The 17,591-nt window shown below is 71.0% G+C and carries 17 protein-coding genes; 6 read left to right on the top strand and 11 right to left on the bottom strand.

Annotation, left to right across the window (positions count from 1 at the left end; genetic code table 11):
* Nucleotide 1 precedes the first annotated feature (1 nt).
* The 4 genes from OHS57_RS02465 to OHS57_RS02480 are packed head-to-tail and all read right to left on the bottom strand — an operon-like array spanning nt 2 to nt 4,162.
* Complete coding sequence (locus OHS57_RS02465; RefSeq protein WP_328580815.1) at nt 2-547, bottom strand: GNAT family N-acetyltransferase; 546 nt, start codon at nt 545-547, stop codon at nt 2-4.
* Entirely contained in the window at nt 544-1,737 is a 1,194-nt protein-coding gene (locus OHS57_RS02470) for a type III PLP-dependent enzyme (RefSeq protein ID WP_328580816.1), read from the bottom strand. The genes OHS57_RS02465 and OHS57_RS02470 overlap by 4 nt, the downstream gene beginning before the upstream one ends.
* On the bottom strand, nt 1,734-3,065 hold the full coding sequence (locus OHS57_RS02475; protein ID WP_328580817.1) for a DUF6271 family protein: 1,332 nt from the start codon (nt 3,063-3,065) through the stop codon (nt 1,734-1,736). Before OHS57_RS02475 ends, OHS57_RS02470 begins: the two co-directional genes overlap by 4 nt.
* Nucleotides 3,047-4,162 carry a phytanoyl-CoA dioxygenase family protein gene (locus OHS57_RS02480; protein ID WP_328580818.1) on the bottom strand — a complete coding sequence of 372 codons (1,116 nt, stop codon included), beginning with the start codon at nt 4,160-4,162 and terminating at the stop codon, nt 3,047-3,049. The genes OHS57_RS02475 and OHS57_RS02480 overlap by 19 nt, the downstream gene beginning before the upstream one ends.
* Nucleotides 4,163-4,610: 448 nt before the next feature.
* Here OHS57_RS02480 and OHS57_RS02485 point away from each other — a divergent pair, with 448 nt between their 5' ends.
* Entirely contained in the window at nt 4,611-6,113 is a 1,503-nt protein-coding gene (locus OHS57_RS02485) for a glycoside hydrolase family 3 protein (RefSeq protein ID WP_328580819.1), read from the top strand.
* 32 nt (nt 6,114-6,145) lie between these two features.
* On the opposite strand, the gene OHS57_RS02490 is transcribed toward OHS57_RS02485, so the two are convergent.
* Together OHS57_RS02490 and OHS57_RS02495 are read right to left on the bottom strand one after the other, a co-directional pair.
* Entirely contained in the window at nt 6,146-7,015 is an 870-nt protein-coding gene (locus OHS57_RS02490; protein ID WP_328580820.1) for a DUF3592 domain-containing protein, read from the bottom strand.
* Between the two features lie 85 nt (nt 7,016-7,100).
* On the bottom strand, nt 7,101-8,195 hold the full coding sequence (locus OHS57_RS02495; RefSeq protein WP_328580821.1) for a hypothetical protein: 1,095 nt from the start codon (nt 8,193-8,195) through the stop codon (nt 7,101-7,103).
* A 184-nt stretch (nt 8,196-8,379) separates the two neighbouring features.
* Between OHS57_RS02495 and OHS57_RS02500 the strand changes: the two genes are divergently transcribed.
* Genes OHS57_RS02500 through OHS57_RS02510 form a run of 3 tightly spaced genes read left to right on the top strand, consistent with a single transcriptional unit; the run spans nt 8,380 to nt 10,203 of the window.
* Nucleotides 8,380-9,261, top strand: a complete 882-nt coding sequence (locus OHS57_RS02500; RefSeq protein WP_328580822.1) for an N-acyl homoserine lactonase family protein — start codon at nt 8,380-8,382, stop codon at nt 9,259-9,261.
* Entirely contained in the window at nt 9,258-9,731 is a 474-nt protein-coding gene (locus OHS57_RS02505; RefSeq protein ID WP_041999229.1) for a MarR family winged helix-turn-helix transcriptional regulator, read from the top strand. Before OHS57_RS02500 ends, OHS57_RS02505 begins: the two co-directional genes overlap by 4 nt.
* A 37-nt stretch (nt 9,732-9,768) precedes the next feature.
* Complete coding sequence (locus OHS57_RS02510) at nt 9,769-10,203, top strand: SRPBCC family protein (RefSeq protein ID WP_328580823.1); 435 nt, start codon at nt 9,769-9,771, stop codon at nt 10,201-10,203.
* A gap of 34 nt (nt 10,204-10,237) precedes the next feature.
* On the opposite strand, the gene OHS57_RS02515 is transcribed toward OHS57_RS02510, so the two are convergent.
* The 4 genes from OHS57_RS02515 to OHS57_RS02530 form a co-directional block, all read right to left on the bottom strand.
* Complete coding sequence (locus OHS57_RS02515; RefSeq protein WP_328584992.1) at nt 10,238-10,558, bottom strand: hypothetical protein; 321 nt, start codon at nt 10,556-10,558, stop codon at nt 10,238-10,240.
* Between the two features lie 223 nt (nt 10,559-10,781).
* Nucleotides 10,782-12,869 (bottom strand): iron ABC transporter permease, encoded by a 2,088-nt coding sequence (locus tag OHS57_RS02520; protein ID WP_328580824.1) that lies wholly within the window; start codon nt 12,867-12,869, stop codon nt 10,782-10,784.
* A gap of 74 nt (nt 12,870-12,943) precedes the next feature.
* On the bottom strand, nt 12,944-13,927 hold the full coding sequence (locus tag OHS57_RS02525) for an iron-siderophore ABC transporter substrate-binding protein (RefSeq protein ID WP_328580825.1): 984 nt from the start codon (nt 13,925-13,927) through the stop codon (nt 12,944-12,946).
* Between the two features lie 7 nt (nt 13,928-13,934).
* On the bottom strand, nt 13,935-14,798 hold the full coding sequence (locus OHS57_RS02530; RefSeq protein ID WP_443043043.1) for an ABC transporter ATP-binding protein: 864 nt from the start codon (nt 14,796-14,798) through the stop codon (nt 13,935-13,937).
* 149 nt (nt 14,799-14,947) lie between these two features.
* On the opposite strand from OHS57_RS02530, the gene OHS57_RS02535 reads away from it, so the two are divergent.
* The gene (locus tag OHS57_RS02535; protein ID WP_328580826.1) at nt 14,948-16,072 is read left to right on the top strand and encodes an LLM class flavin-dependent oxidoreductase; all 1,125 of its coding nucleotides are present in this window, start codon (nt 14,948-14,950) and stop codon (nt 16,070-16,072) included.
* Between the two features lie 21 nt (nt 16,073-16,093).
* On the opposite strand, the gene OHS57_RS02540 is transcribed toward OHS57_RS02535, so the two are convergent.
* Entirely contained in the window at nt 16,094-16,756 is a 663-nt protein-coding gene (locus tag OHS57_RS02540; protein ID WP_328580827.1) for a lysophospholipid acyltransferase family protein, read from the bottom strand.
* Between the two features lie 175 nt (nt 16,757-16,931).
* Between OHS57_RS02540 and OHS57_RS02545 the strand changes: the two genes are divergently transcribed.
* Nucleotides 16,932-17,432, top strand: coding sequence for a GNAT family N-acetyltransferase (locus OHS57_RS02545; protein ID WP_328580828.1), 501 nt, complete (start codon nt 16,932-16,934; stop codon nt 17,430-17,432).
* Nucleotides 17,433-17,591: the final 159 nt, after the last annotated feature.

The following is a 17,591-nucleotide window of genomic DNA, read 5'->3' on the forward strand; positions in this document are numbered from 1 at the left end:
GTCAACTCCGTCGGTGATCGGCTGGTGTGTCGGCGCGGGACCGCGGGGAACGGGACCGCAGGGAACGGGACATGTAGACGGCCGTAGGGTCGTAACCGGTGGTGGGCACGTGCGGGGCGGCGGTGTAACCCCGCGCCGACCAGTAGGTTTCGGCTCCGGCGACGGCGATCAGCGAGACCTCCGTACAGCCGTGTGCCGCCGCGGTGTCTTCGAGGTGTGCCACGAGCCGGCGGCCGAGGCCGCGCCCGCGGTACGCCGGGGCGACGACCACGTCGTGCAGGTGCAGGTTCCGCGAGGTGTGGCGGCTCGTCTCGGTTTGGCCGAGGGCGGGTGCCCGGCTCGCGGGGTAGGGCAGGGCCAGGAGGTAGCCCACCACCAGCTCGTCCGCGCGCAGGACGAAGCAAGTGGTGGGCGAGGCCGCCGCCTTGGACCGGAGGGCCGCCCGGCCCTCGGACAGCCCCAGCGCCGCGTACGCGCCGGCCTCCAGGGCTACGACGTCGTCCCAGTCCCCCTCGGTGAGCACGCGGATCGTCGTGGACCGCGTCATCGGCGGCCGTCCCGCTCGGGTACGCGGGCGGCGGCGTCTCCGGTGAAGGCCGTGGTCAGCGGCAGGAAGCCGTTGAACCCCTGCGTCGTGTAGCTCATGGCGTAGGCGCCGCAGGACAGCACCTCCACCGGGTCGCCGGAGACGAGGTTCTCGGGCACCCGCACCAGGCCGTGGTCGTGCGCGTACGCGTCGTCGCTGTCGCAGGTGGGGCCTGCGACAACCGCGGGTACGTAGCGGCCGGTCGGGTGCGAGGGGAAGCGCAGGCGGTACTGGAGCGCGTCCATCTCGTAGAGCCCGTTGAACTTCCCGCAGCTCAGATAGAGCCAGTGCTGGATCTCGCCGTCGGGCATCTCGCGCCGGGTGAGCCGCACCACGCGCGCGTGGATGGTCCCGTGTTCCGCGACCAGGGCGCGGCCCGGCTCGATGACGAGGCGCAGCTGCTTCCCGTGGGCGGCGCGCAGCCGCTCGGTGCCCTCACGGAGTGTGGCGAATATCTTGTCCAGCGGCGGGTCGAGCGGCACACCGTCCCGGTCGAGGTAGCCGCGGGCGGGCAGGCCCCCGCCGAGGTTGACGTGGTCCAGGGTGATGCCGTGTTCCCCGAGGGTGCCCATCACGTCGGAGAGCCGGTCGAAGGCGTTGCGCCAGGCGTCGGAGTCCATCTGCTGCGAACCGACGTGCACCGAGAGCCCGGACGGTACGAGTCCGGAGTCGCGGGCGGCCCGCATGACGCGTACGCCGTCGGCGGCCGAGCAGCCGAACTTGTTCTTCAGCCCCCACAGCGCGCCGCCGCCGTCCACCGCCAGGCGGCAGAAGACCCGTGCCCCCGGGGCGAATTCGGCCAGGGCCGCCACGTCCTCCAGGCTGTCCGTGGCGAAGGTGCGCACCCCCAGGGCATAGGCGTTGGCGATGTCCTCGTCGGACTTGACGGTGTTGCCGTAGTGCATGTCGGCCGCCGGGACGCCGGCGCGGAGCGCCTGGCGCACCTCCTGCGGTCCTGCCGCGTCGACCCCGGCGCCGGCCGCGGCCAGCGCGCCGAGGATCTCGTCGGCGGGCGCCGCCTTCATGGCGAACCTGACGTCTACGCCGGGCAGTTCGGCGCGGAGTTCCGCATAGGCGGCGACCACCGCGTCGAGGTCGTAGACGAGACGGTCCTCGTCCGTGGTCCGGGGGGACGTCCGCGAGTCGGTCATCGCGCACCTGTCCGTCCGGCGTCGGACGCGGCGCCGAGGCCCACCTGTCCTGCGGCGTGGACCAGTCCCTGCCAGGACTCGATGAGGAGGGCGAAATCCGCCATGTCGGCGCGGGCCTCCTCCAACAAACGCTCGCGTTGGGGCCGTAGCTGGTCGGCGAGGGCGGCGTACCGGCCTCCGAGCTTGCGGTAGGCCGCGTCGAGCCGGTCGAGGCGTTCCACGTTCTCCGCCAGGTCGAGTTGGGTGCTGCGCCGGACGATGCCGGCCACCCGACCGGTGTCGACCGTTCCGTCGGCCTGGAGGAGTCCGTCTCCCGCTGCGGCGAGTTCGGCGTAGCAGAAGTGGAGATGGAGCATGGAGAGGAGGAACTTCACGTACCGCGTCTGGTACGCGGCGAAGCCCGCGTCGGTCCTCCGCTCGTTGGTGTAGTAGTTGACGATGTCGCGGTTGTGGAGGACGCCGGGCAGTCCGGCGTCGTGCACCAGGTGGATCAGGAAGTAGTCACTGCCGATGGTGTCCGTCGCCGGCGGCAGCGGGACCCTGGTGTGCACGCCGTGGAAGGCGATGTTGCACATGTCGACCCGCATGGGGTCCACCCGTGTGAGCACCGCGTGATCGCTCTCGAAGGAGCGTTGTCCCGCGCCGAGGAAGGACTCCGCGACGAGTTCCCGCTTGGACTCCTCCGACGCGTCCAGAGGCGCCCACAGGCCTACGACTTCCTCGTACGTCGCGGGGTCGGCAGCCGCCATCTCGGCGAGATCCACGGAGGGTTCGCCGACGAAGGAAGCGCCCACCATCGCCACGCGACGGCCTGCCTCCTGCGGGGTCAGGTCCCATTCGTCCACGCGGTCGGCGACGTCGGACGCGGTCAGGCCGATGGCAAGGAGCTCGTGGTGGATGGGGAAGGCCCATTGGCCGTCCCGCTGCTGGTAGCGGCTGTCGGAGTCCCTGCGGTGCACGGAAGTGCAGCCGAGGGCTTCGCCGATGAGGAAGGCCCGGTTGGTACAGGCGCCGTAGGAGATCCCGGCGGGCAGCATCAGGTCGAGCAGCAGGTCGTTCTTCGTGCTCCCGGAGCGTGCGACGACCTCGCGCAGGAAGCCGCGCTGCGCGTCCTCGTCGAGGTGGTGGACCACGACACGGGGGTGGTGCGGCAGTCGGCCGACCGCTTCGGCGTGCTCGGCGTAGACGGCCGGCTCGCACGAGTCGAGGATGAGCAGGTGCACCTCTGCCTCGAAGTGCGTGACGGCGTACGCCGCTTCGTCGGCGAGCAGGGCGATCGTGGCGGAGCATTCCCGGTTGGTGGGAAGGGTCAGGCAGACTCTGCGCACGACGCTCCTTCGTTCGCTTCGTTGCCCTCGCTCGCCTTCGTGCCTTCGCCGGTCTTCGTACCTTCGCTGTCCTTCGTGACTTCGTCGTGCCAGGACTTCAGACCGAGCAGCCGTTCGCCCAACTCGTTGAGCCGGGCCCGCCCGTACCGCTCGGCCTCGGGCCGCACCGGGTCGCCGACCAGGGTGGGGTTCCAGTCCGGAGTGCTGAGATCGCGCCAGGACTCCACACGGGAGCGGCGCACCTTCTCGTGCCCCTCCAGCGCGGGCATCATCGACAGGTACTGCACCGCGCGGACGCCGGCGGCCGAGAGGTTGGGCGCCACGCCGTGGGCCAGGTGGCCGTTGAAGATCAGCAGGTCACCGGCCTCCAACTCGGGCCGGATCACCGGCATTTCCGTACGGTCGACGGCCGGCCTGATGGGGTCGCGGTCGGCCGGCTGGTGCGCCTTCCAGTGGTCGAACTGCCGGAAGAGCTCGGGGCAGCACTGGAATCCGCCCTGTTCGGGCACGGTGTCGTTGAGGGCGATGATGCCCTGCACCCGCTGCGGCGGGATGCCCTGCGTGCTGTCGACGTCCCAGTGCAGGTCGATGTCGAAGCCGGTGGGCCGGAATTCGATCAGGGACCGGTCACGGTCCTTGATGTTGGGCGGGTTGAGGTTGAGCCGGTCGAGTGTGACCCACAGCTCCTCGCTGTCCCATACGTCCACGAAGGCGTCGTAGACACGCTGCCGCTGCCGGTTGTCCCACATCAGCTGGTGGTGGTACGCCTCGACGAAGCCGTAGATGTGCAGTTCCTGTTCCAGCTCCGATCGGTGCTGGCGCTCGCCGTACCAGGTCTCGGGCCGGTCCGGGTCGAGGTCCTGGAACTCGTAGGCGATGTCGAGCAGCCGCAGAGCGTCCTCGCGGGGCACCGCCTGCTTGACCACCACATAGCCGTAGGTCTGCCAGAAGGTGAACTGCTCCTCCGTCAGGACGCGGAGGGGGCGGGTCTTGTCCAGGTCGCGCAGGGCGGTGCCGGCGAGGTACGTCTCGCCGTCAGCGCTGAAGTAGGGGCGGTCCGTGGCGGCGCGGTGCAGATGCGATTCAGCCGTTGCCATGAGTGACTCCAAGGCTCGGTGAAGAGGGAGTGGGAAGACGGAGCGTCACATCGCCGCGCAGTACCGCAGCATCAGGTAATGGCGGACGCGATCGTGTGACGGAGGGAGACAGGGGTGAGCAGGGGTCGCGAAGAGGGCCGAGCAAGGTGCGCTCCAAACGCTGTGTCGAACCCCGTGTGCCCATAAAGTTGGACTAGACCAGGCGGGCCTGTCAATGCCCCACGCCCCTCTCACGCCACATCAATCACGCTACTGAGCAGTACCGTTGACCTTTTTCGCCTGGCCGGCGCGGGGTGTACTGCTCAACCCTGGGTCAACTCTGGTCCAGACCACTTGACAGGTCCGCGTGTCGTAGGCCCAGAATCAATGGTCCAGACCTGGAGCGCGGTGCCGCCGGTCGCCGAGCCCCGGGCCGTTCCACCGCGCCCTACCCGAAAGGCACACCAACGTGAGCAGCGACAAGGAGCTTCGACGCCTCGCCCTCGCACTCCTGCAACCGGGATTCGTCGGCACCAGCGCCCCCGACTGGCTGCTCAACTCCATCCAGGCCGGACTGCGTTCCGTGGTGCTGTTCGCCCGGAACATCGAGTCGCCCGCCCAGGTGGCCCAACTGACCGCCCAGCTGCGCGCGGAGAACCCCGACCTCGTCATCGCCATCGACGAGGAGTCCGGGGACGTGACGCGGATCGAGGCGCGTACCGGATCGACACGCCCCGGAAATCATGCCCTTGGCTACGTGGACGACACGGCGCTCACCCGCGCCGTCGCGACCGACCTCGGCCACGAGCTGCGTGCCGCAGGGGTGACCCTGGACTACGCCCCGAGCGTGGACGTCAATCTCAACCCGGACAACCCCATCATCGGCGTACGGTCCTTCGGCGCCGACCCGAAGGTGGTGTCCCGGCACACGGACGCGTGGGTACGGGGCATCCAGGCGGCCGGGGTCGCCGCGTGCGCCAAGCACTTCCCCGGGCACGGTGACGTGGCCGTCGACTCCCACCACGGCCTGCCCACCTACGAGGCCAGTGTCGAAGACATCACGACGAACGCGCTGCCGCCGTTCCGCGCCGCCATCGCCGCCGGGGCCCGCGCCGTCATGAGCGCGCACCTCCTCGTGCCCGCGCTCGACCCGGACGCCCCGGCCACCCTCAGCCCCCGCATCCTCAACACGCTGCTGCGCGAGGAACTGGGCTTCGAAGGGCTCATCGTGACCGACGCGATCGAGATGGGCGGCGTCTCCAACCGCTACGGCATCGAGAACGCGACCGTCCGCGCCGTCGCCGCGGGCGCCGACGCCGTCTGTGTCGGCGGCGAGAACGCCGACGAGGGCACGGCCCGCCGGCTGATCGACGCGCTCGTGAACGGCGTACTCGGCGGCGACCTGCCCGAGGAGCGTCTCGCCGACGCGGCCCGCCGCGTGGCGGACTTCGCGGACTGGTCGGCGGAGCTGCGCCGCACCACCTCCGCCGGCGTGCCCGACCCGGCCATCGGTCTGGGCGCGGCACGCCGGGCCGTACTCCTGAGTGAGGCCGCCCGCGCGCGTACCCCGCTGACCGCGGCGCCCCATGTCGTCGAGCTGGCGCCCGCCACGCACCTGGCCATCGACAAGCAGACCCCCTGGGGTGTGGCCGCGCCCCTCAGCGAACTCATGCCCGGCACCAGCAGCGTCCGGCTCGGCGAGGACGATCTGCGCGCGGACGCCGGTGTGCTGCGGCTCAGCGGAATCGACGCGACGGCCGACCGTCCGCTGGTCGTCGTCGTACGGGACGCCGCCCGTCACTCCTGGATGTCCCGGTCACTCGCGGAACTGGTCGCGGCGCGCCCGGATGCCGTCATCGTGGAGACGGGACTGCCGGGACTGCTTCCCGGCACCGCACACATCTGCACGCACGGAGCATCGACGGCGTCGGCGCGGGCGGTTGCCGCGCTGCTCGCCGGTGTCGGCGCCTGATCCGGGCGGGCAAGCGCGGCTGACAGGGCGCGCTATCCGGCGAGGGCCTTTGCCGCTCCCACGGCGACCGCGGCCACTCCGACGGCGAGTGCCACGGCGCTGAAAGCGAAGTCGATTCTCCGGGTGCGGTGTTCGGCCGCGAGGTCCGGGGTGAAGACGGCCGGGTCGTCGGGTGCGTAGTGGATCGTGACGTCCCGGCCGTAGGAGCCGACAGGGTCCGGCAGCCCGGACGGGCAGTAGGCGGTGACGGCCGCGCCCTCATGGGTGGTGAACGCGACGATCGGCGTGTGACTGGTGAGGGTGTCGCCGTCCTCGTCGACGCTGACGTCCTTGAGCACGGCGACGACCCGCCCCTGGACGGCAGCCCGGGACGTCAGTCTGGCGATACGCCGGCCCGCCCGGCGTGCGCCCTGCGGCAGGAAGCACGCCACGGTCACACTCCAGGGCACCCCGAAGCCGAGCAGGGCCCACTGCCAGCCCCGGTCGATCGCGACGACGGTCACCAGTCCCGCGTAGATCAGGAAGACCGAGCAGTTGGGCAGGCCGAGTCCGTACCTGCCCTCCCCGAGGTCGTCGGTGAAGCGGAAGGCGTGCGGCCTTCCGCGCGGGTAGTGCACTCCGACCTCCCGGCCCGTCCAGGCCGCGGCGATGGGCTCACCGCGCTCACCGTCGTTCGTCACGGTGAACTCCTCCCCGGTGGACGGGTCCTGGAAGGAGACGACCACGGATATCCCGCCGACCTGGGAGGCCCCGTGCCTGGGCTCGCGCACCTGCTCGATCCGTCCCATGACCCGGACCTTCCGCTGGGCGCGGGTCACCCCGGCCAGCGACCTGCCGTACCCGACCAGCGCGATCGCACCGAACACCCCGCACCACAGCGCCAGATAGCCGTGCCAGCCCACGTGTCTCCTCCTCCTGCCGATCCGTTGTCGTCCGTACCGTTTCGCTTCAGGGACGGCACTGCCCGGTGCGCGGTTGCCGACGCGGTCAGCGCGCGGGGGCGCGCCGCACCACCGCGCCCTCGCGGTCAGCCTCCAGGGAGGCCGATCCTTCGGGGCCGGTCACGCCGACCCTGATGACGAGGGAGCCGGTGAGGCTCTCGGCGGTGAGCTGCCAGGTCTGCGGGGAGCGGACGCCGAGGCCGGTACGGGCCTCCTCGACCAGAGCGGGAAAACGGTCGTACGGAAGCAATGTGAGGTCGAACCGCGGGGCCCGGGTGCCGGTCGGGGCGAACACGACCGACAGCAGGCGCTCCTGCAGCACGACGGTGAGGGCCTGGCGCTCGCTCTCGTCCTTGCCCTTGATCAGCGAGTCGACGGCCCGGCGCAGTTCACCCTTGTCGAGCAGCGACTGGTCAGGGCCGACGGTGACCGTGCCGGTCGACGACGAGACGACCGTCCTCGACGACGAGGAGACGGAGGGCATCGAAGGAGCGGGCGGGCCCGCGGCGGTGTCCTGGTCGAACAGATCGGCGCGGAACAGCAGGATCACGGCGGCGGCGGCGAGCAGCAGCCCGAGCAGCACCAGAAATCCGAAACCGCAGCCCTCCGGCGCCTCGCGTACCAGGGCCGCCTTGGGCGCCGAGTCGATGCGGGCGCCGGCCGCCCGTTCCTCCCATTCGGGTGTCGGCCGCTTCACGATGCGCGCCCGCCAGGGCCGGTCCGGCGAGTACTGGACCACCAGGATGCCGCGCGGCCGGTAGTCGGGCAGATCGACGAGGTTGATGTCCTGGGTGATCTCCACCCGGTACGCCGGCGCGTCGTCCGGCGCGACGGTGAGGTCGAACCGCACCGGTATGTCGCTCGACTCTCCCCCGATGGCCCGCAGGCTCTCGATCATCGCGAGTGCCGTACGGGGCGGGACGGCCGCCTCGCGGGCGCGCCTCGGCACACCGGCGAGGAAGAAGAGCAGCCCGTAGACCACGGGCAGGACCAACCCCGTGACGAACAGCGGCACTTCCTCGATGACGGCGCCGACCACGATCCCGGCGAGCGACGCCCCGATCACAGCACCCGTCAGAAACCCCCGTGCGAGGGCGACGGGGGTGTGGTGCGTCGGCGGCGGGGCCGTAGTGATCGTCATACGCGCGATTGTGCCGGGCCGTGGTGACGGCCGGTAGACCTCGGGGTGAGCTTCTGGGAGACCGCGTCCCCGCTGCTCACGGCAGTCGGCACTTGACAGGGGTGCCACACCGGAGTCCAATAGATGTCACGACATACATGTTGCAGCACGCATGTTGCGACAGACACACACCAGGGGGCTTCTCATGGGGCAGGCCAATCGGGTCTCGGTCGTCAGCACCGGCACCGTCCAGATCCGTCCGGAACACGTCGAGACCAACGGCACCCCGCTGTTGTGGTGGCTCAACACCTCACGCCGGTGGACGGAGCCGCGCCCGATCAACGTGTACGTCATCGAGCACGACAAGGGTCTGGTGTTGTTCGACACCGGCCAGGACCGGCGCTCGGTCACCGACCCCGGCTACTTCCCCGGCGGCCCGGCCGGTCACATCTACCGTCGCCTCGCCAAGTTCGACGTCCCTCCGGACGGGACCCTGACCGCTCAACTGCGCAGCCTGGGTTACGACATCGCCGACGTGCGCGTGGCGATCCTGTCCCATCTGCACCAGGACCACATCGGCGGCCTGCGCGAACTGCCGAGGTCAGCGAAGGTATTGGCCAGCGCGGCCGAACTCGCCGAGGTGGACAAGAAGTTCGCGGCCTTCGCCGGATTGCTGCGCCAGCACATCCAGGTCCCCGGCGTGGACTGGAGCCCCGTCACTCCGCGGCGCTTCGAGGACCCGGCGATCGCACCGTTCACCCACGCGCACGACGTGATGGGAGACGGCTCGCTGCTGCTCCTGCCCACTCCCGGACACACGCCCGGCTCGATGTCGCTGCTGCTGCGCGGCGCGGGACTGCCGACGATGATGTTCGTCGGCGACGTCACGTACGATGTGCGGCTGCTGGCGGCGGACCGCGTGCCGGGGGTCGGGAACGCGGCCGGACTGCACGGGACGACCCGGCGGATCAATCAGCTGGCCGCGCGCCACCCGGGTATGCCGGTGCTCGCCGCCCACGACCCGGCGGCGGCCGGGCTCCTGGCGGACGCACTGCGGCAGCGGCAGTACGAAAGGGAACTCAGTTGAGAACAGCAGAACAGATTCGCTACCTCATCCTGGCCACACAGCGGGAAGGCAACCGCCGGCTGACGGTGTTGCTGTCCGAGATCGACGTCACCCCCGCCCAGTCCGAGGCGCTGCGCATCATCGCCGATCACGGCCCGCTCGCCCTGCGGGAACTGGGCGGCATGCTCGTGTGCGACACGGGCACGAGCCCGAGCCGGATCGTGGACCGGCTCGTCACCGCGGGTCTCGTACAGAGGACGACCAGCGAGCACGACCGGCGCCAGGTGAGTCTCACACTGACCCCGCAGGGCCGGGAGAAGGCCGCACGCGTCGCCGAGATCGAGAACCAGCTCTACGACCTGATCGACCAGGCGAGCGCGACGACGGACACCGAAGCACTGATCGCGTTCCTGCACGCGTTCACCCAGCAGTCCCCGGCCGGACTCGCCCTGGCCAACCGCCTCGCCGCCGAGGAGGACCGGGCGCGATGACCGCCTTACCGAACCCAGCACGTCCGTGGAGGACACCGTGACGTTCCAGCTGAGCCTCGACATCACCGCCCCGCCGGCCAAGGTGTTCGCCTTCGTCGCCGACTTCACCACCATGCCGAAGTGGTACTCCGCGGTGCAGCGCGTACGACGCGTCGAAGGCACGGGCGGCCTCGGCACCCGGTACGAGGTGCACCGGAACCTCCCTGGCGGCCCGACGGTCAACGAAGTCGCGATCACCGGCTTCTCACCGGGCGAAGAGGTCACCTTCACCTCGCTGAGCGGGCCAACTCCCTTCGTCTACCGCTTCCACGCCCAGCCCCACCGGCGCGCGACGCGCCTCGCCCTGGAGGGCACGATCAGCGCATCCGGCCTGCCGGGCCCGGCCGCCCTTCTCGGGCCGGTGGCCGAGCAGTTGTTCAAGCGCGGCATGCGCGACAACCTCGGAACGCTGGCCTCGCTCCTGGAGTACTAGGGCCTTGCGGCGAGCAGTGTCCGCCGCCCGTGTGCTAGGCGGCTTCGGAGCCGTCGAGGAAGCGGAGCAGTACGGCGGCCTCTTCGCGTAGTTGTGCGGCTCGGTCCGCGTGTGCCGGGGACGTCAACTGCGCCGCCGCGTCGAGGCGTTCGGTGGCCTCGGCGCGGACGATGTCTCGTACGTCGCCCTCGCTCAGGTCGCGCCGCGCCGCCTCGGTGGCGCCGGCACCCACTGGTGAGTCTTCGATGGCCGAGCTGCGTGCGTCGGCCGGGTCCACGGGAACCGCCTCGGCGTTGTCGAGCGCCGAGAGAGTCGCGCGCAAGGCGCGCATCGCGACCTTGTCGCGGGCACGCATCGCTTCCGGCAGTGCCTGACGCATACGGATTCGCAAGGACATGCCGTGACTCTACGGCGTCGTGGCTCTGCGGCTTCTACGAGGTGGGCGCCGGGCCCCCGGCCGGTCGGGCCAGCTCCGCCACGGTGGCGGAAAGGAACTCCCACGACTCCTCGGCATCGGGCGTACGGCCGTGCGCCCGGGGCCGGTTCTTCATGGTGCGGACCCTACCGACCCCACCGCGTCATCTCATCGCCTTGGACCGCCACAGCAGCCAACCGAAGTACGGTGCCCCGATCACCGCCGTGACGACCCCCACCGGGATCTGCGCCGGCGCGACGACCGTACGGCCGACCGTGTCGGCGACGACCACCAGCAGCGAGCCCAGCAGGGCGGCAACCGGCAGCACCCGTCCATGGCGCCGGCCCACCAGGGCACGCGCGGCGTGGGGTGCCACGAGTCCGACGAAGCCGATGACACCGACAGCGGCCACCGCGGCCGCGGTGAGCACAACGGCCACGGCGAGAAGTCCCAGCCGTGTCGTGCCCAGCCGGATGCCGAGCAGCCGTGGTGTGTCGGCGTCCAGCCCTATGAGGTCGAGCTCGCGGCGCTTCGCGGCGAGTACGGGCGCTGCCGCCAACAGCGCGCCGAGCACCGGAAGTACCTCGGGGAACGTGCGTCCGTACGTCGATCCTGACAGCCAGGTCAGCGCCTTGGTGCCGTTGTACTGATCGGTCAGCACGATGAGCAGGCTCACCAACGCCGCCGCTCCCGCCGACACACCGATACCGATCAGCACCAGCCGGTTCTGCTCCAGTCCGCCGCGCGCCCCGAGCCCGAAGACCAGCAGGGTGGCGGCCGCGGCCCCGGCGAGCGCGGAGCCGCCGACGTACCAGAAGCTCGCGAGCGGGACGATCGTGAGCGTGATGACGGCGCCGACGCCCGCTCCCCCGACGACACCGAGGATGCCCGGTTCGGCGAGGGGGTTGCGGGAGACCGCCTGCACGACGGTCCCCGCTGTCGCCAGCGCGGCGCCGGCGAGCAGCGCCGCCGCGACGCGCGGCATGCGGGTGTCGAGGACGAACGAGACGAAGCGTCCGGACCGCCCGGTGAGCCAGTTCCCCACGTCGCCGAGCAACAGCGGGGCGTCGCCGAGCAGAGTGGCGGCGACAACCGCCGCGCAGAGAGCGGTGGTTACCGTCACGAGCGTGACGGCGAAGGCACGGCGGCTGCGCAGACGCACGAAGGCGGCGGCCGGGGCGGCGGCTCCCGTGTCACGGGACCGGTAGGCCAGGGACACGAGTACGACCGCGCCGAAGAAGCTCGTCACGATGCCCGTCGGTACGGAAGCGCCCGCCTGGGCGCCGAACAGGGCCCGCAGCAGCACATCGGCGCCGAGCACGACCAGCACGCCCGCCACCGCCGACGCGGGGACGAACAGCCGATGACGCAGCAGCGCGGGCAGCCGGGCACCGGCCAGCCGTACGATCGCGGGCGCGCACAGCCCGACGAATCCGATGGGCCCTGCGACGGTGACGGACACGGCCGAGAGGGCGACGGCGAGGACGACGGCAATCGCCCGCGTACGGCGGGGACTTACGCCGACGACCGCCGCTCCGTCGTCACCGAGCGCGAGGATGTCGAGTCGCCTGCCGAGCACGATCAGCCCGGTCAACGCCAGGACGGCGACCGGCGCGAGCCGGTCGACGGTCTGCATGCCGATCTGCGCGAGGGAGCCGTTGCCCCAGGCGTAGAGGCCGGTCGTCTGCTGTGCGCGCAGCAGGAGCAGCGTCTGGCTCAGACCGCCGAGGCCGAGGGTGAGCGCCGAACCCGCGAGCACGAGGCGGGTGGGTCCCGCTCCCGCCCTGGCGAGTCCCAGCACGATGCCGGCGGCGAGCAGTCCGCCGATCAGCGCGGTACCGCCCGCCAGGAACGGCGGCAGGGTGACGCCGAACGCCGCGACGGCGACGACCGCGAGATAGGCGCCCGCGTCCACGGCGAGCGTGTCGGGCGACGCGAGTACGTTCCGTGACACCGACTGCAGTACGGCGCCGGCCACGCCCAGTGTGCAGCCGACGATCAGCCCTGCGGCGAGCCGTGGCAGCCGGGAGGCCACCAGTACGGCGTCCGCCTGGTCCGAAGTGCCGCCGTCCGACCAGCGGGAGATGACCGCGCGCCAGAGGGTGTGCGGTCCGACGGTCGCCGTGCCTTGGCTGATGTGCAGGGCCATGAGGACCAGCAGGGCCAGGAGCGCCCCGAGGGCGAGGACGGCGACCCGGCCGCGCCCGGCCGGCGCCGTGCGGCCGGGCACGGTGGAGGCGGCTGCCTCCACCGGGCCCGCCGATGAAGAGAGTTCGGTCTTCGCAACGGACGGAGGACCGGCTTTCGCCGCGACGGTGTGGACGTTCACTTGGTCAGTGCGTCCACGAGCGCGTCGATGTACCGCGTCATCGACGCCGTACCGCCGAACATCCAGATGCCGTCCGGGAGCCGGTGGGCTTCGCCCTTCTTCACGAAGGGCAGCGACTTCCACACCGCGTTGTCCTTGAGTCCGCCGGCGAAGGGATCACCGCCGTCCGCGTCGTTGGCGATGTACACGAACCGGGAGTCGCCGATCTTCGTCAGGCCCTCGACGTCCGTCGCGGCGAGGCCGTACCCCTTGTCGCCCTTCATCGTCCACGGACTGACCAGACCGAGTTCGGTGTTGATGTCGGTGAGCAGCGAGCCCTTCACGAACGGGCGCACCGAGACCTGGCTTCCTTCCTGCCAGCCGTCGGCGAAGGCGACCTTCTGCCCTGCGAGGCCCGCGGCGGCGAGTTCCTTCTTGCCTTCGGCGAGCCTCTGCCGGAAGGCGGCGATCGTCTCCTCGGCCTTGGCCTCGGTTCCGGTGGCCCGCGCGATGAGCTTCACGTTGTCGGTCATCTGGTCGATCTGGCGGCTCGCGTCAGCCGCCCGCACCACGATGAGCGGCGCCAGTTCGGAGAGTTGGCCGATGGCGGCGTCCGTCAGGTCGTCCGTCGCGACGATGAGGTCGGGCTTCAGGGCGGCGACGGTATCGAGACTGGGTTCGCCGCGGGTGCCGATGTCCTTGGTGCCGTCGGCAAGGGGCGCCGCCGTGTCGTAGTCCTGGTACCCCTTCACATCGGCCACGCCGACGGGGTCGACGCCCAGGGTGACGAGCGATTCGACGACGTTCCATTCGGTGCCGACGACTCGCTGGGCCGGTCCGTCGAGCGTCACTTTCTCGCCGCGCGAGTCGGTGACCGTCAGCGCGGGGGCCGCGGCGGCCGTCTTCTCGGGTGCCTCCGTCGTGCCGCAGCCGACGAGGGTGGCCGCGAGGGTGGCGGCGATCACGCTGATCGCGGGCCATGCCCGGAGCTTGGTGGTCATGGGGATGTCAGGGCCTTTCCAGCCGGAGGTGATGTCTGCCCACCGCACGGGTGCGGGGGATTCCCGTCGAGGGGTCGGCTCCGACCTCGATACGGATGCCGTAGGTGTCGCTCAGCAGCTCGGCGTCGTACACCTGGGCGGGGGTGCCGGCAGCCGCGACACGCCCCTCGGAGAGCAGGACGACCTGATCCGCCACCGCCGCCGCCTGGTCCAGGTCGTGCAGGACGACCCCGATGGTGACGCCGTGCGTGTCGGCCAAGTCCCTGATGAGGTCGAGGATTTCCACCTGGTAGCGCAGATCGAGATAGGTCGTCGGTTCGTCGAGCAGCAGTACGTCGGTGTCCTGCGCCAGACAGCAGGCGAACCAGACGCGCTGCAACTGGCCGCCGGAGAGGCTTTCCACGCCGCGGTCGGCGAGTTCGGCGACGTTCGTGACGGCCAGGGCGTGCTCGATCAGCCGCACGCCGTCCGGGTCGCTCCCCCGCAACCGCCCCCGGTACGGGTGCCGCCCGAAGCCGACCACCTCGCGGACGCTGAGTCCCGCCGGAGTGGCGCGGCTCTGTGCGAGCAGTGTGACGCGGCGGGAGAAGTCGGTGCGCGAGAGAGCGAAGGCGTCCACAGGCTGCTCACCGTCCGCACCCACGGTCACCCGTCCGGTGCGCGCCCGGTGCAGTCGGGCGACCGCACGCAACAGGGTGGACTTCCCACTGCCGTTGGGGCCGATCAGCGCCGTGACCTGGCCGCCGGGAAGGCGGATGCCCGCCTCGTGCACCACATCCACGCCGTCGTAGGCGACGGTGAGATCGGTGGTGGCCAGGCCGGTGGCGCCGGGGCCGGACGGTGGGGAGGCTTCTCGGGCGGGTGCAGTCACGATCACGTCACTTAGGTTAGCCTAACCTTTCTTCAAGTCGAAAATCGGCCATGCCCGCCCGGGGCGAGGCGTTCCACACCTTGATACGGCGAAGCCCGGATACCAGACGCGTCTTGTGTCGTACCGCACCGACCGGCCAGGATGCCGACATGGCCCCCTTGCTGCACTGGTTCCTGCCCACGGGTGGTGACGGCCGCGATCCCGGTGGTGTCACCGCCGTACAGAAGCGCACCGCTGCCGCCACGCGGCGGCCCGCCGACATCGGGTACCTCGCGCAGGTGGCGCGCGCCGCCGAACACGCGGGGTTCGCCTCCCTGTTGACGCCGGTCGGCCTCGGCTGCGCCGATCCGTGGATCCTGACCTCGGCGCTGGCCCAGCACACGGAGCGGATCGGGTTCCTCGTGGCGTTCCGCGCGGGATTCGCCAGCCCGACGCTGCTGGCCCAACAGGCCGACTCGTTCCGGCGGTTCGCCGGAGGGCGGCTGCGGCTCAACATCGTCACCGGCGGCGACCCCGCCGAGCAGCGGGCGTACGGCGACCAGCTCGACCATGACGACCGCTACGCGCGGACGGACGAGATCATGGCGGTGCTGCGGGATCTGCTGGACGGGAAGCGGGTCGACCACGATGGCCGTCATCTGAAGATCGAGAACGCGCGGCTGACGGACCCCGCCACGCGGTATCCGGTTCCGCTGTACTTCGGCGGCGCCTCCCCCGCGGCCCAGGACGTGGCCGTACGTCGCGCCGACGTCCAGCTGCTGTGGGGCGAGCCGCCGGCGGGGATCGCCGCCCGGGTGGAGCAACTGCGGGTGCGTAACCCCGCGTTGCGGTTCGGACTGCGTCTGCACATCATCAGCCGCGACAGCGCCGACGAGGCGTGGCGTGAGGCCGACCGCATGCTCAAGGGGCTCGCTCCGGAGACGGTACGCGCCACCCAGGAACGCTTCGCCCGGATGGACTCCACCGGGCAGGCCCGGATGACCGCACTGCACGCGGGCTCGGCCGACCCGGGGCGGCTGACCGTCTCGCCAAACCTCTGGGCGGGGATCGGCCTGGTCAGGGAGGGTGCCGGCACCGCGCTGGTCGGCTCGCACGACGAGGTGGCGGCCCGGCTCGACGAATACCGGCGGCTGGGTGTCGACGAGTTCGTCCTGTCCGGATATCCGCATCTGGAGGAGGCGTTCCGGGTCGGTGAGGAGGTCGCGCCGCGCCTGCGGGCCCTGGCCACCGCCGACGCCGACGCCGATCCCGACAACAACCCCGTCGCCCGCTGATTTACGCGGCGAGCGCGAGACTCACGCGGCGAGCGCGGCGGGCTCCCCCAGCTGCGCGGTGGCCGTGCGCCAGGCTGTCGTCACGGCGGTACGGGCCTGCGCCGTCCTGGCCGCCCTGTCACCGGCCAGACTCAGCGGCGTCCCCACGTGAACGTGCAGTTCGGGGCGGCGCAGCGGCGCCGTGAGCAGGCCCGCCAGCTGCTTGGCCGCGTTGCCCGAGATGATCCGCCGGGCGCCCGCCTGGCCCACGGGCACCACCGGAGTGCCGGTGCGGAGGCTCAGCCGGGCCAGGCCGCTGCGGAACGCCTCGGGGGCCGTTTCGCGGGCGTCGGTGCGACGCGGCAGACCGCCCTCGGCGTAGATCAGCACCGAGCGGCCCTGCTCCAGCGCCTCGGCCGCGGCGTCCAGGGCGTGCGCCGCGCGCCGGTCGCCGCGGTGGACGGGTATGTGCCCTTCACCGGCGAGCGCGCGGCCGAGCAGCGGGACGCGCCACAGGCCGGCTGCCGCCATGACGACCGGCCGGACCCCGAGACGGTGCAGCGCGGCAAGGACGACGGCCGGGTCGGCGAACGAGGTGTGATTCGCGGCGATGATGCTGCCCGGAGCGAGTTCGGCTCCCGGGTCGGTCGTGACGGTGAGACGGCCGGCGACAGGCACCAGAACGTCGGCGAGGCGGCTGAGCATGTGCTGTCTCCTGGGTTCGGCATTGCTGGCCTTCATCATCGGCCCCGGCCGGGGCCGGGACATGAGTAGCCGAGCGCATCTTTCCAGGCCCGGTACCCAGGGCGGACCAGGCGCGGGACCGGCATGACCGGCGTCATACGCTTCCGCCAAGACCAAGGACGTAGACCTTCGCCCGGTGGCCAAGGAAGACCTGCCGTTGCTCGACCTGCTCCACAACACGTCCCCGGAGTCGGATGCGGCGTTCGACTGGTTCGGGTTCGCCGATCCTGCCGCGAAGCACCGGCGTTGGGCCGAGAACGGACTGCTGACGGCCGACTCCGGAACGCTCATGGTGGTGGTGAGCCCGGACCGGGCTGTCGGATCCGTCGGCTGGCGTTCCATGCCGTTCGGGCCGCTCAACCGCGGCTGGAACATCGGCATCGGACTGCTCCCCGAGGCCCGGGGTCAGGGCATCGGCACCCGGGCCCAGGCGCTGCTCACGCGGTATCTCTTCGCCCACACGCAGGTGAACCGGGTGGACGCGCACACCGACGTGGCGAACGTCGCCGAGCAACGCGCCCTGGAGAAGGCGGGGTTCACCAGGGAAGGGGTGATGCGGGGCGCCCAGTTCCGTAACGGGAGCTACCACGACATGGTGCTCTACAGCGTTCTTCGGAGTGAAGTCGCTTTCAGCTGAGGTCGCTTTCGGCTGAGGTCGTTTTCGGCCTGGGTCGCTTTCGGGTCCGGTCGCTTCCGTCCGGTGTCGCTTCCGTCTGAGGTCGCCGCAGGCAGCAGACTTCATGCCGCCTTCACACGCGGCTCTTGCCGCCGGCTTCGACGTTCCCCCATGATCTGC

The organism is Streptomyces sp. NBC_00370, from assembly GCF_036084755.1.
Classification (GTDB): domain Bacteria; phylum Actinomycetota; class Actinomycetes; order Streptomycetales; family Streptomycetaceae; genus Streptomyces.

Coding starts and splice junctions, on each gene's coding strand:
- OHS57_RS02465 (WP_328580815.1), bottom strand. CDS start 547: ATGACGCGGTCCACGACGATCCGCGTGCTCACCGAGGGGGACTGGGAC.
- OHS57_RS02470 (WP_328580816.1), bottom strand. CDS start 1,737: ATGACCGACTCGCGGACGTCCCCCCGGACCACGGACGAGGACCGTCTC.
- OHS57_RS02480 (WP_328580818.1), bottom strand. CDS start 4,162: ATGGCAACGGCTGAATCGCATCTGCACCGCGCCGCCACGGACCGCCCC.
- OHS57_RS02495 (WP_328580821.1), bottom strand. CDS start 8,195: ATGACGATCACTACGGCCCCGCCGCCGACGCACCACACCCCCGTCGCC.
- OHS57_RS02500 (WP_328580822.1), top strand. CDS start 8,380: ATGGGGCAGGCCAATCGGGTCTCGGTCGTCAGCACCGGCACCGTCCAG.
- OHS57_RS02515 (WP_328584992.1), bottom strand. CDS start 10,558: ATGCGTGCCCGCGACAAGGTCGCGATGCGCGCCTTGCGCGCGACTCTC.
- OHS57_RS02525 (WP_328580825.1), bottom strand. CDS start 13,927: ATGACCACCAAGCTCCGGGCATGGCCCGCGATCAGCGTGATCGCCGCC.
- OHS57_RS02535 (WP_328580826.1), top strand. CDS start 14,948: ATGGCCCCCTTGCTGCACTGGTTCCTGCCCACGGGTGGTGACGGCCGC.
- OHS57_RS02540 (WP_328580827.1), bottom strand. CDS start 16,756: ATGCTCAGCCGCCTCGCCGACGTTCTGGTGCCTGTCGCCGGCCGTCTC.